General features: G+C 61.0%; 20 protein-coding genes. 7 read left to right on the plus strand and 13 right to left on the minus strand.

What is annotated here, in order from left to right; genetic code table 11:
* Positions 1-110: 110 nt before the first annotated feature.
* The 4 genes from ribA to ACSHXH_RS03880 are packed head-to-tail and all read left to right on the plus strand — an operon-like array spanning position 111 to position 3,100.
* The gene (ribA, locus tag ACSHXH_RS03865; protein ID WP_435670448.1) at positions 111-1,202 is read left to right on the plus strand and encodes a GTP cyclohydrolase II; all 1,092 of its coding nucleotides are present in this window, start codon (positions 111-113) and stop codon (positions 1,200-1,202) included.
* Positions 1,199-1,705, plus strand: a complete 507-nt coding sequence (locus tag ACSHXH_RS03870; RefSeq protein ID WP_435670449.1) for a L,D-transpeptidase family protein — start codon at positions 1,199-1,201, stop codon at positions 1,703-1,705. Before ribA ends, ACSHXH_RS03870 begins: the two co-directional genes overlap by 4 nt.
* Before the next feature lie 25 nt (positions 1,706-1,730).
* On the plus strand, positions 1,731-2,312 hold the full coding sequence (locus tag ACSHXH_RS03875) for a uracil-DNA glycosylase family protein (protein WP_435670450.1): 582 nt from the start codon (positions 1,731-1,733) through the stop codon (positions 2,310-2,312).
* Positions 2,309-3,100 carry an SseB family protein gene (locus tag ACSHXH_RS03880; protein ID WP_435670451.1) on the plus strand — a complete coding sequence of 264 codons (792 nt, stop codon included), beginning with the start codon at positions 2,309-2,311 and terminating at the stop codon, positions 3,098-3,100. The genes ACSHXH_RS03875 and ACSHXH_RS03880 overlap by 4 nt, the downstream gene beginning before the upstream one ends.
* A gap of 36 nt (positions 3,101-3,136) precedes the next feature.
* Here ACSHXH_RS03880 and ACSHXH_RS03885 read toward each other — a convergent pair whose 3' ends face one another.
* The 11 genes from ACSHXH_RS03885 to ACSHXH_RS03935 form a co-directional block, all read right to left on the minus strand.
* On the minus strand, positions 3,137-4,147 hold the full coding sequence (locus ACSHXH_RS03885; RefSeq protein WP_435670452.1) for a P1 family peptidase: 1,011 nt from the start codon (positions 4,145-4,147) through the stop codon (positions 3,137-3,139).
* Positions 4,148-4,232: 85 nt separating this feature from the next.
* Entirely contained in the window at positions 4,233-4,973 is a 741-nt protein-coding gene (locus tag ACSHXH_RS03890) for an SDR family oxidoreductase (RefSeq protein ID WP_435670453.1), read from the minus strand.
* Between the two features lie 12 nt (positions 4,974-4,985).
* A complete protein-coding gene (locus tag ACSHXH_RS03895; protein ID WP_435670615.1) occupies positions 4,986-6,431 on the minus strand; it encodes an aldehyde dehydrogenase family protein in 1,446 nt (481 codons plus the stop codon).
* On the minus strand, positions 6,409-8,025 hold the full coding sequence (locus tag ACSHXH_RS03900; RefSeq protein ID WP_435670454.1) for an ABC transporter ATP-binding protein: 1,617 nt from the start codon (positions 8,023-8,025) through the stop codon (positions 6,409-6,411). Before ACSHXH_RS03900 ends, ACSHXH_RS03895 begins: the two co-directional genes overlap by 23 nt.
* Complete coding sequence (locus ACSHXH_RS03905; RefSeq protein WP_435670455.1) at positions 8,022-8,837, minus strand: ABC transporter permease; 816 nt, start codon at positions 8,835-8,837, stop codon at positions 8,022-8,024. Before ACSHXH_RS03905 ends, ACSHXH_RS03900 begins: the two co-directional genes overlap by 4 nt.
* On the minus strand, positions 8,834-9,781 hold the full coding sequence (locus tag ACSHXH_RS03910; RefSeq protein WP_435670456.1) for an ABC transporter permease: 948 nt from the start codon (positions 9,779-9,781) through the stop codon (positions 8,834-8,836). The genes ACSHXH_RS03905 and ACSHXH_RS03910 overlap by 4 nt, the downstream gene beginning before the upstream one ends.
* 51 nt (positions 9,782-9,832) lie before the next feature.
* Complete coding sequence (locus ACSHXH_RS03915) at positions 9,833-10,123, minus strand: 4a-hydroxytetrahydrobiopterin dehydratase (protein WP_435670457.1); 291 nt, start codon at positions 10,121-10,123, stop codon at positions 9,833-9,835.
* Positions 10,120-11,319 (minus strand): GNAT family N-acetyltransferase, encoded by a 1,200-nt coding sequence (locus tag ACSHXH_RS03920; protein WP_435670458.1) that lies wholly within the window; start codon positions 11,317-11,319, stop codon positions 10,120-10,122. The genes ACSHXH_RS03915 and ACSHXH_RS03920 overlap by 4 nt, the downstream gene beginning before the upstream one ends.
* A gap of 48 nt (positions 11,320-11,367) precedes the next feature.
* Positions 11,368-12,123: a glycerophosphodiester phosphodiesterase family protein gene (locus ACSHXH_RS03925; RefSeq protein ID WP_435670459.1), complete on the minus strand. Its 756-nt coding sequence runs from the start codon at positions 12,121-12,123 to the stop codon at positions 11,368-11,370.
* Positions 12,120-12,581, minus strand: a complete 462-nt coding sequence (locus ACSHXH_RS03930) for a RidA family protein (protein ID WP_435670460.1) — start codon at positions 12,579-12,581, stop codon at positions 12,120-12,122. Before ACSHXH_RS03930 ends, ACSHXH_RS03925 begins: the two co-directional genes overlap by 4 nt.
* 96 nt (positions 12,582-12,677) lie before the next feature.
* On the minus strand, positions 12,678-14,852 hold the full coding sequence (locus ACSHXH_RS03935) for a transglycosylase domain-containing protein (RefSeq protein WP_435670461.1): 2,175 nt from the start codon (positions 14,850-14,852) through the stop codon (positions 12,678-12,680).
* A gap of 250 nt (positions 14,853-15,102) precedes the next feature.
* On the opposite strand from ACSHXH_RS03935, the gene ACSHXH_RS03940 reads away from it, so the two are divergent.
* Both ACSHXH_RS03940 and ACSHXH_RS03945 read left to right on the plus strand, forming a co-directional pair.
* Positions 15,103-15,441, plus strand: coding sequence for a P-II family nitrogen regulator (locus tag ACSHXH_RS03940; protein ID WP_292289145.1), 339 nt, complete (start codon positions 15,103-15,105; stop codon positions 15,439-15,441).
* 36 nt (positions 15,442-15,477) lie between these two features.
* Positions 15,478-16,800, plus strand: coding sequence for an ammonium transporter (locus tag ACSHXH_RS03945; protein ID WP_435670462.1), 1,323 nt, complete (start codon positions 15,478-15,480; stop codon positions 16,798-16,800).
* A gap of 74 nt (positions 16,801-16,874) precedes the next feature.
* Here ACSHXH_RS03945 and mbfA read toward each other — a convergent pair whose 3' ends face one another.
* The gene (gene mbfA / locus ACSHXH_RS03950) at positions 16,875-17,849 is read right to left on the minus strand and encodes an iron exporter MbfA (RefSeq protein WP_435670463.1); all 975 of its coding nucleotides are present in this window, start codon (positions 17,847-17,849) and stop codon (positions 16,875-16,877) included.
* Between the two features lie 139 nt (positions 17,850-17,988).
* Here mbfA and ACSHXH_RS03955 point away from each other — a divergent pair, with 139 nt between their 5' ends.
* The gene (locus ACSHXH_RS03955) at positions 17,989-18,630 is read left to right on the plus strand and encodes a TetR/AcrR family transcriptional regulator (RefSeq protein ID WP_435670464.1); all 642 of its coding nucleotides are present in this window, start codon (positions 17,989-17,991) and stop codon (positions 18,628-18,630) included.
* Here the strand turns inward: ACSHXH_RS03955 and ACSHXH_RS03960 are convergent.
* Complete coding sequence (locus tag ACSHXH_RS03960; protein WP_435670465.1) at positions 18,594-19,409, minus strand: cobalamin B12-binding domain-containing protein; 816 nt, start codon at positions 19,407-19,409, stop codon at positions 18,594-18,596. The genes ACSHXH_RS03955 and ACSHXH_RS03960 overlap by 37 nt on opposite strands.
* Positions 19,410-19,457 lie beyond the last annotated feature (48 nt).

Raw genomic sequence — 19,457 nt, forward strand, 5'->3', positions numbered from 1 at the left:
GCGGCAAGAATTGCTGCAAACGTTTCACGGCCTCGTGTATGCAAAGGGCAATTGTTTCACAAATTCTGGCCATTTGTTGCAAAATGGGCCGCTGGGATCAGACCAAACCAATGACACTTGCACCCGACATCACCGATCTTCTGGCCCGTGCGCGGGCGGATTTGCGCATGGGCGTGCCGATTGTTCTGGCCCGTGCGGGGGGCGGCGTGCTGGTGCTTGCGGTCGAAACCTTGGGGGCTGATCGGCTGCGGGACGTGGTCGCCTTGGGGGCTGAGGCCGATCTGGTGTTGACTGGACGCCGGGCTGAAACTCTCAAGGCACGGGCTTATGACGGTGACGTGGCGCGGGTGGCCCTGCCGCTGGATGTGACGCTGCGCTGGGTGCAGGCTTTGGCCGATCCTGCGGATGATCTGGCGCACCCCATGAAGGGGCCGCTTGTCAGCCGCCGGGGCGGCGATGCGGATTTGCACCGGATGGCTGTGACGCTTGCCAAATCGGCGCGGCTTTTGCCAGCGGTGATTGCTGCGCCGCTGAACGACGCGGCGGGCTTTGCGGTCGACCACGCGTTGACCTGCCTTGATGCGGACACTGCCGCGCCACGGCTTGGCGCGTCGGCTGTGTTCGAGTCTGTGGTGTCCGCACGCGTGCCTTTGCGCGCTACCCAAAACGCGCGGCTGCATGTGTTCCGCCCCGAAGATGGATCGGACGAGCATTACGCCATCGAGATCGGTCGCCCGGACCGCGCGGCCCCTGTTTTGGCGCGACTGCATTCGGCCTGTTTCACCGGCGATCTGCTGGGCAGTCTGAAATGCGATTGCGGCCCGCAATTGAACGGCGCGCTTGACGCGATGGGTGCGGAAGGCGCGGGCGTGTTGCTGTATCTCAACCAAGAAGGGCGCGGGATCGGGCTTGCCAACAAGATGCGCGCCTATGCGCTTCAGGATCAGGGCTTCGACACGGTCGAGGCCAATCACCGGCTGGGGTTCGAGGATGATGAACGTGATTTCCGCATCGGGTCGGAACTGTTGCGTAAACTTGGTTTCTCGGCAGTGCGGTTGATGACGAACAATCCCGCCAAGATCGCCATGATGGAGAAATGCGGGATTGCTGTGGCCGAACGGGTGCCTCTCAAGGTGGGGGAAAATCGGCATAACGCGGGCTATCTGGCGACCAAGGCGCGCAAATCGGGGCATCTTCTGTGACGCCTGCCGATCTGGTTCTGACCCGTCGCGGTCTGCGGTTCATGGGGCGCTACTGGCCCTGTACCATCGGGCGTGGCGGGGTGCGGATGGACAAGCGCGAAGGCGATGGTGGCACTCCGGTCGGGGTGCACCGTATCGTTGGCTTGCTCTACCGGCCCGACCGCATGGCGAAACCCACCGATTGGGCGGTGCCCATCCGGCCCGGTGACTTGTGGTCCGACGATCCGCGTCACGAGGATTACAACATGATGGTGCGCGCGCCCTATCCGCACAGCCACGAGGCGCTGCGCCGGGCGGACCCGCTTTACGATCTTGTGTTGCTCACCGACTGGAACTGGCCCTATGCGGTCAAGGGTCGGGGATCGGCGATCTTTTTGCATCGCTGGCGCAGACCGGGGTTTCCCACCGAAGGCTGTATCGGGTTCCGCCCCGATCACCTGCACCGGATTGCTGGGTTGATCCGCTATGAGACGCGGCTCGTCGTGCCCGCCTCATTGACCTGAGCCGCAGGGGATTACCTTCAGCGGCATGAGCGTTCAGTCCCGTCTGTCCGATTGCACCCTGTGTGCCGACCGCTTTGCCGTCACTGCAACCCGGCACTGGCCCCGTCCGGTTGTCTGGTTCCGCCCCGGTGCGCGTCTGTTGATCTGTAGCCAGGCACCGGGGATGCGCGCCCATACCAGCCGTATTCCGTTTGATGACCCGTCAGGGGATCGGTTGCGTGATTGGCTGGGGCTCGACCGTGCTGCATTCTATGATCAGACCCGTGTGGCGATTGTGCCGATGGGATTCTGCTTTCCCGGCTATGATGCTGCGGGGTCCGACCTGCCGCCACCTGCGCTCTGCCGCAAGACATGGCATGCCGAGGTGCTGGCGCATGTGGGGGATGTGCCGCTCAAGCTGGTGATTGGCGGCTATGCGCAGAAATACCATCTGGGCACCAAGGCAGGCGTGACAGAAGTGGTGCAGGGCTGGCGCGACCATTGGCCGGGCATTCTGCCCTTGCCGCATCCAAGCTGGCGCAATACGGCGTGGATCAGGAAAAACCCGTGGTTTGCGGACGAGGTGCTGCCCGCCTTGCGCGCGCGGGTCCAGGAGGTGATGGCATGACTTTGGAAACCCCGCTCGACAGTGCGCATACCGCGATGGAGGCCGCACCCGAAGACACAAACGCGCGGCTGCGGTTTTATGACCGTCTGGCCGAGGCCGAGCTGTTTGTGATGCTCGCCCGCGAGGCCGAGGGCGATCAGGCAGAGCCGGAACTGTTCGAGGTCGACGACGCCCGCTTTGTGCTGGCGTTCGACACCGAAGACCGTCTGAGCAGTTTTGCCGGGCGTGCCGTGCCCTATGTCGCGCTGTCCGGGCGCACGGTTGTGGGCATGCTGGCGGGGCAAGGCATCGGTATTGCGCTGAACCCCGATGTTGCGCCATCGTCGATCCTGCTGCCCGCGGACGCGGTGGATTGGCTGGCCGAAACCGTGGCGCAGGGACCGTCCGAGGCCGAGGCGCGCCCCGAAGAGTTTCGCGCGCCGCGCGCTTTGCCGGATGGATTGCTTGAAGCGATTGACGCCAAGCTGCGCACAGCGGTGGGCCTTGCGCGGCGCGGGTATCTGGCCGAGGTGGTCTATGACAGCGGTGTGCGAGGGCATTTGATCGGCTTTACAGGTGCCATACCGGGGGCCGAAGGCGCGTTGGCGCGCGCCATTCAAGAAGCGCTGGTGTTTTCCGGGTTGGAAGCGGCTGCGCTGGATGTGGTGTTTCTGCGCGACAGCGATCCGGTGACAGCCCAGCTTGCCCGCGTCGGCTTGCGGTTTGATCTGCCTGAGCCGCAAGAGCCTGCGCGCACAGAGCGGATGGCCCCCGGTGCCAACCCGGACAAACCCCCGATCCTGCGGTGAGTGTCATCCGTGGGCAGATGACACAAGCCTGATTGATCAGGTGTGGCCCAACTCCTGTCGAAAGGTCGGCAGGGCATCGTTGTCGCTGGCTGTAGCCTCCCAGATCGCGCGGGCAATGGCGCGGGCCATGCACACCGCCGCGTAATGGCCCAGCATCGGCATCACGTCCGCAGAGGGAGATCCGCGCCGTGCCGTGCTGGTGGCAAAGATCAGGTCTCCGTCGTAGGGGGTGTGCGCGGGCACAAGCGCGCGGGCAAAGCCGTCATGCGCCGCCGTTGCCAGCCGCTTGCATGCAGCTTTGTCGAGAGTGGCGTCCGTGGCCACCACACCAATCGTGGTGTTGCTGCCGTGCTGTGCCATTGCGGCGGCTTTGCGGCTTGGTGGCAAGGCTTGCAAATTCGGTTGTGTCTCGGGGCCAAGGCCGCCGAATTCGTCTTCGATCTCGAACGGGGCGGCCCAGAAATGCTGTCCTGACGGGGTTGTGGCGCTTCCCAGCGCGTTGACCACCACCAGCGCGCCGATGGTGGTGCCATCGGGCAGAACCAAAGAGGCCGACCCCAACCCGCCTTTGTGCTGCGCATCCGTTGCGCCGGTGCCCGCTCCGGCGGTGCCGATGGCAAAATCATGCGTGATATTGGCCAGCGCCTGACGACCCAACGCGGGGTACGGGTTGTCGACCCATGCCTTGTCGCCATTGTTCAACAGATCAAAGATGATCGCCGCAGGCACAATCGGTACGCGCGCGGAATGGATTGCAAAGCCGCGCCCTTGGTCTGCCAGCGCCTCCATGACACCTTGCGCTGCCGCAAGCCCAAAGGCGGATCCGCCCGACAGCACCAACGCATCCACGCCCGGTACGGTTTTGTCCGGCTCCAGCAGGTCGGTGTCGCGGGTGCCCGGTGCCCCGCCCATCACCGCGTAGCTGGCGGTCATGGGGCCGTCTTCGGACAGAAGAACGGTGGTGCCGGATTTGAGGCGATCGTCCTGCGCGTTGCCCACGCTGAGACCGGGCACATCGGTGATCAGGTTACGAGGTCCGGGTGTCATAGGGGCCTTCCATTTCTGGCAAGGTCGGAGTGAGGGGCCAGCCCCTTACACTCCCCGAGGTATTTTGAGCCCAAAGAAACCCGGATCATATGCAGCGGCCCCCGTCGACTTCCATGCAGACGCCGGTGATCATGCTGGCCTCGTCCGAGCAGAGGAAGGCGGCGGCGTTGCCAAGGTCTTCGGGTTGCGAGAAGCGACCCAGCGGGATGGTTGACAGGAATTTCGCGCGGATCTCTGGCGTGTCTTCTCCCATGAAGCTTTTGAGCAGGGGTGTTTCGCCCGCCACCGGGTTGAGCGCGTTCACCCTTATGCCCTCAGGGGCGAGTTCGACGGCCATGGTGCGGGTTGCTGTGATCATCCAGCCTTTGGACGCGTTGTACCAGTTCAGGCGCGGACGCGGAGACACGCCAGCAGTCGAGGCGATATTGAGGATGGTGCCGGACTGGCGGTGTTTGAAATGTGGCACAAGGCTGCGTGCGGTCAGGTAGACGGATTTGCAGTTCACGGCAAAGACGCGGTCGAAATCGTCTTCGGTGATGTCTTCCATCTGACCGGGCAGGTGGGTGATGCCTGCGTTGTTCACCATAATATCGACATGGCCCATCCGGGTGATCGCAGTCTCGATCATGTCGGTCACCTGATCACCGTTTGCGACATCGGCTTGGTGGGCAATGCCGCTGATCTCGGTTGCGACGGTCTGGGCGGCGTCATGGTTCAGATCGACCACCATAACCGTTGCGCCTTCGGTTGCAAATTTGTGGGCGATGCCTGCACCAAAGCCAGACGCTGCCCCGGTGACGATGGCGGTTTTGCCGTTTAATCTCATGGTTTGTGTCCTTTACCCATGTTTAGCGGCGACGGTTTTCAGAGTTGAGAAGCCATAAAGCGCCTCGAACCCTTTTTCGCGGCCATGGCCGGATTTGCCGATCCCGCCGAAGGGCAGTTCAACTCCGCCCCCCGCGCCATAATTGTTGATAAAAACCTGCCCGCTTTTCAGCGCCTTGGCCAGCCGCATCTGCCGCGCGCCATTGGCGGTCCAGACCCCCGCGACAAGACCGTAGAGCGTGCCATTGGCGATCTGGATTGCGTCCTCTTCGGTGTCGAATGGGATCAACACCTGCACCGGGCCGAAAAGTTCGTCCTGGGCCAGTTCGTGGTCTGGCGGCACGGGACCATAGAGACGTGGTTGGACATAGGCACCGCCTGGGGGCAGGCCAGTTGGCATCGGCGTTTCGGCGATGCAGGGCAGGGTATGCGCGGCCTCGAGCAGGGTCTCAAAGCGTGCCTTTTGCCTGATCGAGATCAGCGGGCCGATATCGGGATTGCTGGTGGCGGGACCGATGGTTTTGGCGTGATAGGCGTCAGTCATGCGGCGGGCGACCTCGTTGTAGACGCCGCGCTGGATCAGGATGCGGGACGCGGCAGAGCAGGTCTGACCAGCGTTCTGAAGGCCTGCGTTTACCAAAAAGGGCAGGGCGTCGTCCAGATCGGCGTCGTCAAAAACGATCTGTGGGGATTTGCCGCCCAGCTCCAGCGTGACGGGCACGACGTTTTGTGCCGCCAGCGTCTGGATCGTCTTGCCGGTTTCTACCGACCCGGTAAAACTCAGGTGATGTACGCCGGGATGACGGGCAAGGGCTGCGCCCGCCTCGGACCCCAATCCGGGGATGACGTTCAATGTGCCATCAGGAAAGCCCGCCTCTTTGGCCAGATGCGCAAACATGAGCGCGGTCAGACAGGCGTCCTCGGCCGGTTTCAATACGCAGGCATTGCCCATCGCAAGCGCTGCCCCGACAGAGCGCCCGATGATCTGCATCGGGTAATTCCAAGGCACGATATGGCCGGTCACCCCGTGTGGTTCACGCAGAGTGTAGACGGTATAGCCGTCGAGATAAGGGATGGTTTCGCCATGCACCTTGTCAGCCGCGCCACCGTAGAATTCGCAGTAACGCGCAAGAGCGATCGCATCGGCGCGCGCTTGGGTGACGGGTTTGCCGACATCCAATGTTTCGAGAGTGGTGAGCAGATCGACATGGTCCAGCACAAGCTGGCCAAGCCGGGTGAGACACCGCCCCCGCTCAAGCGCGGTCATCTTGCCCCAGGCGCCATCCTGCGCCGATTGGGCGGCGGTGACGGCGGCGTCCACATCTGCTTTCGTGCTGCGGGCGATCTGGCACAGCATGCTGCCATCTGACGGGTTGACCAGTGGCAGGGTATGGGCTGTGGCGCGCCATGTGCCGCTAATCAGGATGTGGCTGGGATCAAACGGCAGAGTAGGAAACATCATGGGCCTCCGGGACATCGGGCAGGTGCGGCGCGGCTTTTATCAGCGTTTGGGTATAGGGGTGGCCGGGTGTGTCGAAAATCTCTGCGGTGGGGCGGTCTTCGACAATTTGCCCTGCCTGCATCACCATCACCCGGTCGGTGATAGAGCGTACGACGCTTAAATCGTGGCTGATGAAAAGATAGGTCAGCCCATAGGCACGGCTGAGATCGGCCATCAGATCAAGAATTTGTGCCCGCACCCGCACATCTAGGGCCGACACCGCTTCGTCGAACACGATCAGCTCTGGCTTGATGATCAACGCGCGTGCGATGGCGATGCGCTGACGCTGGCCGCCGGAAAAGGCGTGGATGTGTTTGTCCGCATCCTCTGGCCTCAGACCCACAGCTGTGAGGGCCTCGGCGATCGCGTGGTCGCGCGCGGGGCCTTTGGGCGGCTCGGGCAGCAGGTGGAAGGGTTCGGTGATCAGCCGGGCGACCTTGTGACGGGGGTTGAAGCTGCCGTAAGGGTCTTGGAACACGACCTGCATCTTGCGCCGGACCGTCAGGTTCGGGTGGCCGTCCTGCCAGACCGGGTCACCATCGAGGGTGAGCTGGCCCGCCTGCACGGGCTCCAACCCAAGAATGGCACGGGTCAGGGTGGATTTGCCACAGCCGGATTCGCCCACGAGGCCAACTCGTTCACCACGTTTGATGTCAAAGCTCACGCCGTTTACGGCGCGAAACACCGGGCGCGGACCAAAGGGCGTTGCACGCGGCAGCGGGTAGTCGCGGGTGACGTTTTTGACTGACAGCAACGGGGCCAGGGCTTTGGGCGCGCTCAGGTTCGCCTGATGGCGTGAGGCCTCGAACAATTGACGCGTATAGGGGTGGTGCATGCTGCGCAGCACGTCTTGCGTCGGACCAGCCTCAACAATCTCGCCGTGGCGCATCACGTTGAGGCTGTCGGCCATGTCGCTGACCACGGCAAGGTCATGGGTGATCATCATCAGAGCCATGTTTTCTTCGCGGGCAAGACCCCGCAGCAGGTCTAGGATCTGCGCCTGCGTGGTCACATCAAGCGCGGTTGTCGGCTCATCCGCGATGAGCAGCCGGGGGCGCAGGGCGATGGCCATGGCGATCACCACGCGCTGACGCTGACCGCCGCTAAGTTCATGCGGATACCGCGTCAGGGGAAAGCGGTCGGGGGGCAGACCGACGCGGTGCAGCACTTCGCGCGCGCGATCTTTGGCTTGCGAAGGGGGCAGGGCCTTGTGGATCAGGATCGTTTCCATCACCTGTGCGCCGATGGTGTGCACCGGGTTGAGCGCCGTCATGGGCTCCTGAAACACCATGCCAATCTCGCGCCCCCGCAGGTCGCACAGCTGTGGCTCTGGCAATGTCAGCAGGTCGGTGCCGTCAAAGGTGATCGTGCCCTGTGTTGTCGTGCCCTTGGGCAAAAGGCCCATCGTGGCAAAGGCGGTCATGGATTTGCCCGACCCGCTTTCGCCGGTCAGGGCCGTGATCTCGCCTTCACGTATGTTTAACGAAATGTCGTGCAGGATGGGGGTGCCGTGGATCGCCAGGGAAAGGTTTTCAATGCTCAAAAGGCTCATGCGCGCACCACCTTAAGGCGCGGATCCAGCGCGTCGCGCAAACCGTCCCCCAAAAGGTTCAGGCCAAGCACCATCGCCACAATGGTCAGGCCGGGGATCAGCGCAACATGCGGGGCGAGGGATACCATGGTCTGTGCATCGGCCAACATACGCCCCCAGCTTGGGATCGGGGGCTGCGCGCCAAGGCCCACATAACTCAGACCTGCTTCGGCCAGAATGCCAAGGCTGAACTGGATGGTGCCCTGCACGATGAGCAGGTTCGCCACGTTGGGCAGGATGTGTTCGACACTGATGCGGGTGCGGGTCTTTCCGGCAACCTGCGCGGCCATGATGAATTCGCGCTTCCACAGGCTAAGAGCGGCCCCGCGCGTGATGCGGGCAAACACGGGGATGTTGAAGATGCCGATTGCGATGATGGCGTTGGTGGCAGAGGGGCCAAAGACGGCGGTGATCAGAATGGCGATCACCAGCGATGGGAAGGCAAAGATCAGGTCGTTCATGCGCATGATCCCTTCGTCCAGCATCCCGCCCCGGCGGGCCGCAGCGGCAAGGCCCAAGGGAACGCCAAGTCCCATGCCAATGCCAACGGCAACCAGTGCCACGGCGATGGATGTGCGCGCGCCGACCATGAGCATCGACAGGATATCGCGCCCGAAATGGTCGGTGCCCAGCAAGTTGCCCGCGCTGGGTGGTTGCAGGCGGCCCGCGATGTTCATGGCTTCGACGCTTGCAGGGGTCCAGACAAAGGAAACCAACGCAGCAATAACGAACACGCCGGTCAGCAGCCCGCCAAGGATCAGGTTGCGACTCATGTCCGGGTCCTTAGCCGTGGGTCAACTGCGGCATAGGCCAGATCGACGACAAAGTTCACCATGATCACAGCAAAGACCAGCAACATGACCACGGATTCCACCACGATCAGATCGCGTTGCGTGATCGCCTGAAAGATCAGCCGTCCCAGGCCGGGCAGAAAGAACACCTGTTCGATGATGATGGCCCCCGCCAGAAGGAACGCGAATTGCAGGCCGATGATCGTCAGCACCGGGATCATCGCGTTGCGCAACCCGTGCCGCCACAGCGCCTGGCGTGCCGACAATCCCTTGGCCCGCGCGGTGCGCATGAAATCTTCGCCCAGAATGTCCAGCAATGAGGACCGCATCACCCGCGTCAGGATCGCGGCCTGGGGCAGGGCCAGCGCAATTGCGGGCAGGGTCAGCGCCTTGATCCCGGACCAGAACCCGCTGTCCCACCCGGCAAAGCCACCGGCGCTGAACCAGCGCAGGTTGATGGCAAAGATCAGAACCAGCATCATCGCAAACCAGAAATTCGGGATAGCGACGCCCAACTGCGTGGCCCCTGTCACCGCCAGATCACCGGGCCCGCCGCGGCGCGCGGCGGCATAGATGCCCGCGGGAAAGGCAATCAACGTGGACAGTGTCAATGCATAGAGCGCGAGCGGCACCGACACCCACATCCGGTCCGCAATCATCTGCGCCACCGGCGTGCGGTAGGTGTAGGAGGTGCCAAAATCCCCGGTCAGCATCCCGCCAACCCAGCTTAGGTAGCGACCGAATTTCGACTGATCCAGTCCCAGTTCGGCGCGCAAAGCCGCTACAGTGTCGGGTTGGGCATTCATCCCAAGCATGAAGCTGGCCGGGTCGCCGGGGGCGATTTCGACCACCACGAATATGACCATGGATGCCACCAGAAGGCTGAGGGCAAGCGAGATCAGACGTTTGAGGGCATAGCGCAGCATGCCGTGCAGATTAGGGCAGGGCCGAACAATTGGAAACGTGTTTTGAACGCCTCAGAGACTGTCCAGCTTGCGTGCGAGTTTCGCGTCCAGCGCCGACAACCCGTTCACATCATGGGTGGTCAGAACCACCTCAACCCGGTTGTAGACGTTGGACCATTCTGGGTGATGATCCCACTTTTCTGCCCACAGGGCGGCGCGGGTCATCCAGGCAAAGGCTTCGGTGAAATCTTTGAATCGAAACGTCTTGGAAATCGCATCGCGGGTTTCGTCCAAAGCCCACCCTGTTTCGAGCAGGGGGCCAAGTACGGTTTTGCGGGCGGTGTCTGACAGTTTTTCGGTCATTCGTGATCCTCAATCTGGCCTTTGCGGAACGGACCATAGCTGGTCAGAACCTCGATGTCGTCGTCAACGGCGCGGGCTTCGGCTTCAAGAAAGCGGGCAACAGCGTCTGCAAAGCCTGCATCGGCGATCCAATGCAGGGAATGGGTGTAAACCGGCAGATATCCGCGCGACAGCTTGTGATCGCCCTGCGCGCCTGCTTCGACACGGGTCTGGCCCTGCGCGATGGCGTAATCCATGGCCTGATAGTAGCACAGTTCGAAATGCAGGCAGGGGTGATCTTCGGTGCAGCCCCAATAGCGGCCATACAGCGTGTCGCGCCCGATCACGTTCAGCGCACCTGCAACCCACGCGCCATCACGTTCGGCCATCACCAGCAGGATATCATCGCGCAGACGCTCGTGCGCGAGGTCGAAAAACTTGCGCGTGAGGTACGGCGTGCCCCATTTGCGCGCGCCGGTATCTTGGTAAAAGTCCCAGAACGCATCCCAATGGTCGGGCGTGATCTGGTCGCCGGTCAATTGGTGGATCGTGCCGCCAAACGCTTGCGCGCGGTCGCGTTCTTTGCGGATGGTCTTGCGTTTGCGCGAACTCAGATCCGCCAGAAACGCGTCAAAATTGGCATAGCCCCGGTTTTCCCAGTGATATTGCTGGGTCCGGCGCCGCAGCAGGCCAATCTGTTCGCCGGCAATCGCATCGGCTTCGGTACAAAAGGTGATGTGTAAAGATGACAGATCATTGTCCGCTGTGACCTGAATGGCGCCTTGTACCAGCGCGCTGATGCCTTCGGCCTCGAACCCCGGTCGGGTCAGGAACCTGCGCCCGGTGGCCGGGGTAAAGGGCACGGCAATCTGGAGCTTTGGATAGTAGCGCCCGCCCGCGCGTTCCCAGGCATGGGCCCAATTGTGGTCAAAGATGTATTCGCCTTGGGAATGGCTTTTGGCATAAAGCGGCGCGCAGGCGATGATCTGCCCGTCCTTTTCGGCTGTCAGATAGCGCGGATCCCATCCGGTGCCGGTGCCGACAGAGCGGCTGTCCTCAAACGCCTTGATCCAGCGATGGGTGGTAAACGGGTCATAGGCCCGTCCCCCATCCGCAGTTTCCGGGCAGGCACACGCATCCCAGTCCTCCGCCGCGATCTGGGCGATGGAGCTGTGCATGTTGATGGCAATCGTGGGCGCGTCAGTTGGGTCGGACATAGCCGTTCCTTGGTTACGCCTTGGTACTTGGTCCGCAGCGCGCGGCGTTCAAGCGGCGTAGCCTTCAAAGGTGATATTGTCGGCCACAAGACGGGCCTCATGTTCCTGCTCAGCGCTGCGCACGGTCCAACACAGGATTGGCACACCGCGCGATTTGAGCTGTTCGACGCGAGGCGAGTCGAGATCAGAGCGATCATGGCTGAGAAAATCCGCGCCGACCCTGTCAAAGTCGGGGATTGCGGCAAGCTCTGCGCGGCGCGCGACGGGCACATGTGGCTCATCGCTTTTGCGCCATGCCGAACTGATCAAGCCGCGCGGTAGACCGGGGGCCAAGTCAGCGATCTTTGCCACCATATGCGGGTTGAATGACATCAGCGCGACAGGCCCCTCATAGCCGGTCAGGGCGTCTATCGCGGCCCGTTCGAGCCTGCCATCGGTGTCGCCCATCGCGCCGTGCTGATCCTTGAGTTCGATCAGCAATGGCACCGCACCCCCCACCTGAGCCAAAACCAAAGCCAGCGTCGGGATGGTATCGGACCCGCCCCTGAGGGGGATTGTCTGCAAATCTGCCGCATCACGGCTGCGCACCGGGCCCGTTTCACCAGTCAGGCGATCAAGGGTGTCGTCATGAAACACCATCGCCACGCCGTCTTGCGACAGTTGCAGGTCAAGCTCGATTCCGTAGCCCGCAGAAATGGCCGCAGCAAAGGCAGACGGGCTGTTTTCGATCCGCCCATCCGCCGTGTTGTGATAGCCGCGATGCGCGATGGGGCGCGTCAGAAACGCGGAAGGCAGCCGTGTCATAGGATTTCGAAAATGCCTTCGATCTCGACAGCAACGCCAAACGGCAGGGATGCCGCCGACACCGCAGACCGTGCGTGGCGTCCGTTTTCGCCAAGCACGTCGACCATGAGATCGGACGCACCGTTCACAACCTTTGGCTGGTCGCCGAAATCTGCGGTCGAATTGACAAAACCCACCAGCTTGAGAACCCGCACGCGGGTCAGATCACCATCCGCCGCTTTGCGCGCTTGGGACAACAGCGCCAGCGCGCAATATTTTGCGGCTTCGGCACCTGCATCTGCATCAAGGTCTGCGCCCAGTTTGCCTTTGATCAGTCCATCTGGACCCGTCGGCAATTGGCCAGACACATAGATCTGATTTCCGGTCTTCACGAAAGGCACATAGTTGGCCGCCGGGGCCGGTGCATCGGGCAAGGTCAGCCCAAGGTCGGCAAGGCGGGTTTCGATGGCATTGGTCATTGGAGTCTCCCCTTAATTCTGTTGCCGGGACGCTATTGTGCGTTGCGACAAATGGAAAGAGGCAAGACCACCTGATTTCAGAGCGTCCGGTGCGGATCAATTGCCGCCCAGAATGTCGCGCAGCAATTGGTTCAGTGCGTTTTCCAACACGTTGCCGTTGCGCTCTTCGCGCTGCAAGGTGGGCGGCTGCGGGGCCTGTTGCTGGGGTTGGGCCACCTCGCGGGGGGCTTCGGGTGCGATCATCGGCAGGGGTGTGACGGGCAAGCCTTGGTGTACGCGCATCATCGCTTCGTGCCAGATCTCGGCGGGCAATCCGCTGCCGGTTACCCCTGCAAGCGGCGTGTTGTCGTCATACCCCATCCAGACTCCGGCCACGTAATCGGCGGTAAAGCCGATGAACCACGCATCCCGCGCCGCCTGAGATGTGCCGGTTTTCCCGGCGACCTGCCGATCTGGCAGCGCGGCACGACCGCCGGTGCCGTCAGATACCACCTTTTCCATCATCCAGATCAACTGTCGCGCGGCCTGTTCGTTGATGACCCGTTCCCCGATCCCGCCGCCGGTGCCCATCAAGGGCTGGTCTTCGCCCACAAGCCGCAATTCACGCAGCCCGTAAGGCGTGACCGAAGAACCGCCATTCAGGATGCCTGCATAGGCCCCTGTCATCTCCAAAAGCGAGGCCTCGGATGCGCCAAGGGCAAGCGCGGGTGTGTCTGTCAGCGCGCTTTGGATTCCGAAATCTTCGGATACTTTGCGCACCAGATCGCGGCCCACGGATTCAGACACTTTGACCGCCGGGATGTTGAGGCTCCGTGCCAGCGCATCAACAAGCGTCACGGACCCGTAATGCTGGTTCGAATAATTGTCGGGACACCATTGGCCTGATCCGGGAATGTTCATGCAGAACGGTTCATCCAGCACCGTGTCATAGGGGCTGTAGCCCAGTTCAAGCGCGGTGGCATAAACAAATGGTTTGAACGCCGATCCGGTCTGGCGCTTGGCTTGTGTCGCGCGGTTGAACACGCCGGACACATTGGTCTGACGTCCCCCCACCATCCCGCGCACGGCCCCATCGGCAGACATCACGACAATTGCCGCCTGTGCCTTTGATCCTTCGCGGACCTTGGTGGCGAAAATGGTTTTGATCGCCTCCTCGGCCGCTTTTTGAATACGCTGATCCAGCGTGGTCGAGATGATGACATCTTCAGTTGTGTCGCGTGTAAAGAAATCGGGGCCGGATTGCATGACCCAATCGGCAAAGTACCCGCCGGTCTGGGTTTTGGCCTTGTCCGACAATGTGGCGGGGTTGTCCTGCGTGGCGCGGGTTTCTGCGTCGGTCAGGTAGCCCTGTTCATTCATCAGGCGCAACACGGTGGCAGCGCGCGCTTGGGAGCGTTCGATGTTCGATGTTGGCGCAAGGCTGGATGGGGCGGTCAGAAGCCCGGCAATCATCGCGCCTTCCTGCGGAGTGAGGGCTGATGCGGGTTTTGAGAAATACCGCTCGGCTGCGGCGGCTGCACCATAGGCACCGCCGCCCATGTATGCGCGGTTCAGGTAGATCGAAAGGATTTCGTCCTTGGTATACTTGATCTCCATGGCCAGAGCGTAGACGGCCTCTTTGCCCTTGCGATAAAGCGATCCCCGGCGACAATCGGCAACGTATTCGGCTTCGTTCTTCCAGTCGTTCGGATCGTAGGCGACGCCGAGGCACAACAGCTTGGCGGTCTGTTGCGTGATGGTCGAGCCACCATGCCCGGACAGCGGCCCGCGTCCTTCGGACAGGTTGATCCGGACCGCCGACGCCACGCCGCGCGGAGAAATGCCGAAGTGATGATAAAACCGCCGGTCCTCGGTGGCGACCACCGCGTTCCGAAGGTGGGGCGACACGGTTTGTGCGGTCACGACACCGCCAAACTGATCGCCGCGCCAGGCAAAGGCCAGACCGTCCCGATCCAAAAGCTGCACCGATCCCCGCGCGCGCCCATCAAGCGCGTCCGAGAGGTCGGGCAGGGTCGAGTATTCATAGGCGACAAACCCGCCAAGCAAGAGCGAAACCACAACCCCCGCGCGCAGAAAAAGCCGCAGGAAAAAGCGCAGCACCCAAGAGATGATGCGGGTGAAAAATCCGAGTATGCCGCCGCGCGCTTTTTGGGGCCGTGCAGCTTTGCGCGGCTTGGGGGCGGGTTTGCGCGGCTTGGACGCCGCCGCTTTTTTATTCGGGTATCGCCGGTCTGCAACCAGACGGCTTTTGCCACGTCGTGAATCAGTCATACCGACCGCCCATTGTACTGCTCTTTTTTATCAATTTAGTGCCTTTTGCCGTCGATGTAGACCGGTCACAAACGCGTAACTTCGTTTTTTAATCGCACAATTAATAATCAAATTAGTAAATTTGTGCAAAATTTGTGCAACTTGATGATCTGGAGCCTGCCTCATCCGGGCTCACGCCTTTCCTTCCCATCCTATGTGCCTGTTTTCTGCGCTTGCAAACAAGATCGACCTGCAAGGGAAAGGGACCAAGGTGAAGTTCATCATAGCGACAATCAAGCCGTTCAAGCTTGAAGAAGTCCGCGAAGCGCTCACAGACATTGGCGTCCGCGGCATGATGGTAACCGAGATCAAGGGTTTCGGCTCTCAATCCGGCCATACCGAGATTTACCGCGGTGCTGAATACGCGGTGAACTTCGTACCGAAAATCAAACTCGAAATCGTGGTCAGTGCCGACATGGCCGACCAGGTGATCGAGACCATCACCAAAACAGCCCGGACCGGCAAAATCGGCGACGGCAAGATCTTCGTGCTCGATGCGCAGCAGGCCATCCGCGTGCGCACAGGCGAAACCAACGGGGACGCGCTCTGAATCAGCGCTGAGACAGAGATTAGGGGACACATACAGATGAAATTACTCAAGACACTCCTGCCCGCTGCCGCGCTTGTTGCGCTGCCAGTGATGGGCATGGCCCAAGAGGCCGCCGCGCCGACCTTTGACGAGGTTGGTCCTTATATCATGACCACACTGCTGTTCCTGATGGCAGGGTTCCTCGTGTTCTTTATGGCCGCAGGCTTTGCGATGCTCGAAGCGGGCCTTGTGCGTTCCAAAAACGTGGCGATGCAGCTGACCAAGAACATCGCGCTCTTTTCCTTTGCCGCGATCATGTACTGGCTCATCGGGTTCAACCTGATGTATCCGGGCGATGGCTGGATCATCGGCGGCTGGGTTGGCCCTTTCTTCAGCCAGACCGTTCTTGACCCGGTTGGTGTGGCCGCTGCGGATGCTGCGCTGGATTATGCGTCCATCGGATCTGACTTTTTCTTCCAGCTGGTGTTTGTTGCCGCGACCGCATCCATCGTGTCCGGTGCCGTGGCCGAGCGTATCAAGCTCTGGCCCTTCCTGGTCTTCGTGATCGTGCTGACCGGCGTCATGTACCCGATCTCTGGGTCCTGGCAGTGGGGCGGCGGCTGGCTGTCTGAAATGGGCTTCTCGGATTTCGCGGGCTCGACTGTTGTGCACTCCGTGGGTGGCTGGGCTGCTCTGGCTGGTGTGATCGTGCTTGGTCCGCGTCTGGGCAAGTACAAAGACGGCAAGGTTAACCCGATCCCGGGCTCCAACCTGGCGCTTGCAACCCTCGGGACGTTTATCCTGTGGCTCGGCTGGTTCGGCTTCAACGGTGGATCGCAGCTTGCGATGGGCACCGTGGGCGATGTCTCTGACGTCAGCCGTATCTTTGCCAACACCAACATGGCTGCCGCAGCCGGTGCTGTTACTGCTCTGATCATGACGCAGGTGATGTATAAGAAGGTCGACCTGACCATGGTTCTCAACGGTGCGCTGGCGGGCCTCGTGTCCATCACAGCTGAACCACTTGCCCCGACGCTTTTCGGTGCGCTTTGGATCGGTGCAGTTGGCGGTATCATCGTGGTCTTTGCTATCCCGCTCTTGGACAAGTTCAAGATTGACGACGTGGTTGGTGCAATCCCGGTTCACCTCTTTGCCGGTATCTGGGGCACAATTGCTGTTATCTTCTACGGTGACGCGAGCCTCGTGACCCAGTTGGTTGGTATTGCAGCCTACGGTGTCTTCACCTTCTTCGGTGCACTGATCCTCTGGACCATCCTCAAAGTCACAATGGGCATCCGTGTGAGCGAGGAAGAAGAGATCAACGGTCTCGACATGGCTGAGCTGGGTATGGAAGCGTATCCCGAATTTTCCAAGAGCTGATTTACCCTTCCGATCAGTCCTTTTGACCACCTGCCCGGGCGCTCGCGCCCGGGCTTTTTGTTGGTGCAGCGTGCCTAGCCGCTGCCGATCAGAACACCCGCAGCAAAGACAAGCGCGCCGCCCAGAACCACCTGGAACGCAGCCCGGAAAAACGGAGTGTCCATGTATTTGTTCTGTATCCACGCAATCGCCCAAAGTTCGATGAACACCACGACAAAGGCGATGATCGTCGCGGTCCAGAAATCCGGGATCAGGTAGGGCAAGGCATGGCCCAACCCGCCAAGTGTGGTCATGACGCCAGATGCAATTCCGCGTTTCAAAGGCGATCCCCGGCCCGACAATTGCCCGTCATCCGATGCGGCCTCGGTAAAGCCCATGGAAATGCCCGCCCCTACAGAGGCGGCCAGACCAACCAGAAACGTCGTCCATGTGTCCTGCGTTGCAAAGGCCACGGCAAAGATCGGGGCAAGGGTTGAAACCGATCCGTCCATCAGCCCGGCCAGCCCCGGCTGCACCCATGTCAGGATAAACTGCCTGCGTGCGTTGTCTTCTTCGCTGCTCTTGCTGTCTTCGGTCAGATGTTCGCGCTCCAGCGCCTCGGCGGTGCTTTGGTGGCCCGCCTCTGCCGCCGCCAGATCACCCAAAAGCTTGCGCGTTGCAGCATCGCTCGTGCGTTTCGCTGCGGCCAGATAGAACCGTTCCGCGTCACGCTCCATCGCTTCGGCCTCGCCCCGGATGCGGTCGATCCCAAGATTTTCGACCAGCCACACTGGCTTGCGGGCATAATAGCCTGCCACATGTTCGCGGCGGATCAGCGGGATCACCTCTCCGAACCGGGTCTGGTGCAGGTCGACAAGCCGCTTGCGGTGGGTGTCTTCTTCCTTGGCCATGCCGTCGAACACGGCGGCGGTTGCCGGAAACTCCGCGCGCAGACGTTCGGCGTAAGACCTGTAAATCCGCGCATCGTCTTCCTCTGAGGAAATTGCCAGCCCAAGGATTTCCTGTTCGGACAGGTCGGAAAAACGGCGTCGGTTTAATGAAAAACGCATAATCGTATTCCTTCACTTCGTTTGGACGTACGATCCGGTCGATCACAGGAAGCCTGTCTGACAAACGCGCAATCGCACATCCCCACTTGCGAGACTAAACCGATCTGTTTAGATTTTGAATGGGAGATATGGGGCAGGAATGGCAACGGCGCAGGCAAAAATTCGAAAAGGCCGAAAATTTGACCAAGTGGTCGAAGGTGCGCGCGAAGTTTTCCTGCGGGATGGCTTTGAGGGCGCAAGCGTGGATGACATTGCACGCGAGGCGGGCGTGTCAAAGGCCACGCTTTACAGCTATTTCCCGGACAAACGACTTTTGTTCATGGAAGTGGCCACGCGCCAATGCAAAGAACAAGCCCGCGCGTCAATTGAACAGATCGACAATTCGCGCCCACCCCAAGAGGTGCTGTCGCGGGTCGCGCATCAATTTCTGGGATTTATCTATTCAGAGATGGGCCAGCGGATCTTTCGCATCTGTGTCGCAGAAGCCGACCGCTTTCCGCAGCTGGGCCAAGAGTTTTACCATTCTGGCCCCATGATCATGCGCGCGGCGATGGTTGATTACCTGCAACAGGCGGCCGGTCGCGGAGAGCTGAACATCACCGATTTCGACCTCGCGGCGGATCAGTTTGCAGAACTCTGCAAAGCTGATCTGTGGCCGAAACTGGTGTTCGGCATCATCCGGTCCGTCACAGAAGACGAAAAGGCCCGCGTGATCGATGGTGCTGTGACGACGTTCCTGTCGCGTTACGGCGCAGACTTGGCCGCTTTCAAGCAGGTCTGATACAGCGCCTCCAACGTTTCAAGACTGTGCTGCATCGTCGATGCGGCGGCGTCGGCCCCGGTTTTGATGGCAATGTCGCGTTCAATCTGGACAATGTTGCCGCTGATAAAGATCAGCGATCGGGGGGCCGCAATCCGCAGTTCCACGATGGTGCGTGCAAGTGACCTGACCTGTTCGGCCCCAGAGGCCGACAGGCCAATGATCGGATACCCGCCGTCATGCGCAATCTTGCACAGTTCGGTTTCGCTGCGCCCAATGTGCAGGTCGATGTCCCACCCTTTTTCGCGCAGGATATCCGTGGCCATCGTGACACCCAGAACGTGCTGTTCGCCCGGCACTGCCGCAAAAAGCGCCTCACGGTTGCCGCGCACCGGCACTGGCGGCGTGGCCATGCGCAAATCCCGCAGCATGTGCAACATGCGCCCTGCGGCGATTGCCATATCGCTGAAATGGATGATGTCCTGTTCCCACCATTCGCCCAAACGATTTGCGGCGGCCGCGATATAGGACAGGCACAACGTCTGGTGCGACGCACCATTCTCGTGCGCACGCCGCAGGATCATATTCGCCTCAGTCGCGCTTGGATTGGTAAGCGCCATAGAAAACGCATCAAGATCAGCGTTACTGATCTCTGACCGCGAATTACGCGAAATATGCGACAATCGAGTTATCACTTCTTGAGCCATGACAAGAAGTGACGCATCGGATAGCCGTGGAACTTGTCCGTGTGCATCGTCGTCGATGGCACGGACAAAGATCGGTATGTCTGTCGTTAGCATAGTTTGGCCTCCAACGCGCTGAGCGCAGAAACCCCTCGTCCCCGATTC

It is taken from the genome of Marivita sp. (genome assembly GCF_051251565.1).
GTDB lineage: Bacteria > Pseudomonadota > Alphaproteobacteria > Rhodobacterales > Rhodobacteraceae > Marivita.

Bases quoted from the DNA above. Each gene is read 5' to 3' on its own strand.
- ribA (WP_435670448.1), top strand. From the start codon at position 111: ATGACACTTGCACCCGACATCACCGATCTTCTGGCCCGTGCGCGGGCG.
- ACSHXH_RS03875 (WP_435670450.1), top strand. From the start codon at position 1,731: ATGAGCGTTCAGTCCCGTCTGTCCGATTGCACCCTGTGTGCCGACCGC.
- ACSHXH_RS03880 (WP_435670451.1), top strand. From the start codon at position 2,309: ATGACTTTGGAAACCCCGCTCGACAGTGCGCATACCGCGATGGAGGCC.
- ACSHXH_RS03885 (WP_435670452.1), bottom strand. From the start codon at position 4,147: ATGACACCCGGACCTCGTAACCTGATCACCGATGTGCCCGGTCTCAGC.
- ACSHXH_RS03890 (WP_435670453.1), bottom strand. From the start codon at position 4,973: ATGAGATTAAACGGCAAAACCGCCATCGTCACCGGGGCAGCGTCTGGC.
- ACSHXH_RS03895 (WP_435670615.1), bottom strand. From the start codon at position 6,431: ATGTTTCCTACTCTGCCGTTTGATCCCAGCCACATCCTGATTAGCGGC.
- ACSHXH_RS03900 (WP_435670454.1), bottom strand. From the start codon at position 8,025: ATGAGCCTTTTGAGCATTGAAAACCTTTCCCTGGCGATCCACGGCACC.
- ACSHXH_RS03905 (WP_435670455.1), bottom strand. From the start codon at position 8,837: ATGAGTCGCAACCTGATCCTTGGCGGGCTGCTGACCGGCGTGTTCGTT.
- ACSHXH_RS03910 (WP_435670456.1), bottom strand. From the start codon at position 9,781: ATGCTGCGCTATGCCCTCAAACGTCTGATCTCGCTTGCCCTCAGCCTT.
- ACSHXH_RS03915 (WP_435670457.1), bottom strand. From the start codon at position 10,123: ATGACCGAAAAACTGTCAGACACCGCCCGCAAAACCGTACTTGGCCCC.
- ACSHXH_RS03920 (WP_435670458.1), bottom strand. From the start codon at position 11,319: ATGTCCGACCCAACTGACGCGCCCACGATTGCCATCAACATGCACAGC.
- ACSHXH_RS03925 (WP_435670459.1), bottom strand. From the start codon at position 12,123: ATGACACGGCTGCCTTCCGCGTTTCTGACGCGCCCCATCGCGCATCGC.
- ACSHXH_RS03930 (WP_435670460.1), bottom strand. From the start codon at position 12,581: ATGACCAATGCCATCGAAACCCGCCTTGCCGACCTTGGGCTGACCTTG.
- ACSHXH_RS03935 (WP_435670461.1), bottom strand. From the start codon at position 14,852: ATGACTGATTCACGACGTGGCAAAAGCCGTCTGGTTGCAGACCGGCGA.
- ACSHXH_RS03945 (WP_435670462.1), top strand. From the start codon at position 15,478: ATGAAATTACTCAAGACACTCCTGCCCGCTGCCGCGCTTGTTGCGCTG.
- mbfA (WP_435670463.1), bottom strand. From the start codon at position 17,849: ATGCGTTTTTCATTAAACCGACGCCGTTTTTCCGACCTGTCCGAACAG.
- ACSHXH_RS03955 (WP_435670464.1), top strand. From the start codon at position 17,989: ATGGCAACGGCGCAGGCAAAAATTCGAAAAGGCCGAAAATTTGACCAA.
- ACSHXH_RS03960 (WP_435670465.1), bottom strand. From the start codon at position 19,409: ATGCTAACGACAGACATACCGATCTTTGTCCGTGCCATCGACGACGAT.